Origin of the sequence: Vibrio sp. Vb0888, assembly GCF_033338835.1 — a bacterium.
GTDB classification, from domain to species: Bacteria; Pseudomonadota; Gammaproteobacteria; order Enterobacterales; family Vibrionaceae; genus Vibrio; species Vibrio alginolyticus.
In genome coordinates this window covers 1-1470 of the sequence record NZ_JAWOTL010000112.1, presented here as the reverse complement: position 1 = coordinate 1470, position 1470 = coordinate 1, and the positions used below count along the sequence as shown (strand labels likewise).

The 1470-nt window shown below is 45.1% G+C and carries 1 protein-coding gene and 1 pseudogene; one reads left to right on the top strand and one right to left on the bottom strand.

Annotation, left to right across the window (positions count from 1 at the left end):
* Positions 1-1147, top strand: a 1147-nt coding sequence (locus R7P72_RS24250; RefSeq protein WP_318110862.1) for a diguanylate cyclase, incomplete at its 5' end; no start/stop codon positions are given.
* A gap of 92 nt (positions 1148-1239) precedes the next feature.
* Here R7P72_RS24250 and R7P72_RS24245 read toward each other — a convergent pair.
* Positions 1240-1470, bottom strand: a pseudogene (locus R7P72_RS24245) (GntR family transcriptional regulator); the annotation flags it as partial.

Sequence of the window (1470 nt, the reverse complement as noted above, 5' to 3'; positions counted from 1 at the left end):
TAATTTCTCGAACATGTATCCAGATATATGGCCGCGAGTGGTATCTGAGCAAGCGGGGTACTCTTATAACGGTGAACACTTGATTGCGTTTAGCTCGATTAAGTTTGTCTCCAACGAACCTTTGCATCTCATCATCGACCTCTCGAATGAGCAGTTGTCAAAAAGAGCGACGCGCGACATCAATGACCTTATTCAAGAATCCTTGTTTGTCTTAAGTCTTGTGCTGGTTTTCACTTTGCCAATTACCGCGTTGGCGCTGCATTACCGTCGTCATAGTGTGGAATCGAAGTTAGCCCGTGCCGCACTCGATGGTATGACCGCCGTCATGATTTCTGACGCGTCGCTCCGCATCATCATGGTCAACCAAGAGTTTGAAAACATGATGGGTTATTCTACCGAACAAGTGAAAGGCTCGAATGCCCACAGCCTGATTTTGCTTCCTGAAGACCTCGAAGAGACGCTAAACATTTGGAATAAGTTAGGGCGCGAGAATGTTTGGGAAGGCGAAGTACGCTGCCGTACCCAATTGAATCATGTGTTTACGGCGATCATGCGTATCCAAGCGAACTTAACAAAGTCCGGTAAAATCAGCTATTACATCACTTCGCTGGTGGATATTTCTGAACGTAAAGCGTTGGAAGAGCAGCTGCGCAACTTAAGTGAGAAAGACGGTTTGACTGGACTGTGGAACCGCAGAAAGTTTGAAGAACAATTAACCCACTACGCGAATATTGTAGAACGTTATCCTGATACACCGACGACGTGTTTGGCTTTGTTTGATATTGACCACTTTAAGCGCATTAACGATGAACGCGGTCACGATGAAGGGGATAAAGTCATTTGTAGCGTCGCAGAAACGTTACTACGTGAAGTGCGCACTACGGATTTTGTTTCTCGTGTCGGTGGTGAGGAGTTTGCGGTGATCATGCCTCATACCACAGTTAAAGAGGCCGAAGTGGTGCTCAATCGTTTGCGAGTCGCGGTTCAGCTGCGAAGCAATATGACCGTTACCGTCAGTGCGGGTTATAGTGACCTCACTGCCGATCGAACTCGAAGTTATAAGTGCGCAGATATCGCGCTGTATGAATCCAAAAGCGCTGGTAGAAACTGCGTTTCTTTGTGTCATAGCATTGATGATATTGCTTAGTTCACATGAGCGAGAGAACCGTTTATACCAAAAAGAAAAAATCGGGATATACCCGATTTTTCGTTAATAAGCGAGTTGATTTGGCGTGACGTTTATAGCGGATTGTCGATGGCGGTTTCGACACATTGCAACGACTTCAACAAATAACGATCCAGAAACTGCACCGCATCGTCACTATTTTTAGACAGCGATAACTTCATGATCATCTCTTGTTCATCGATATTGCAGTGACCTTGATTGTTCGTTCCTAGCACTTGCATAGCAAAGTAATGGTAACGCTTGATCTGGTTTAAAATATCTCGGAAGAAGGTAAACAAATTGTG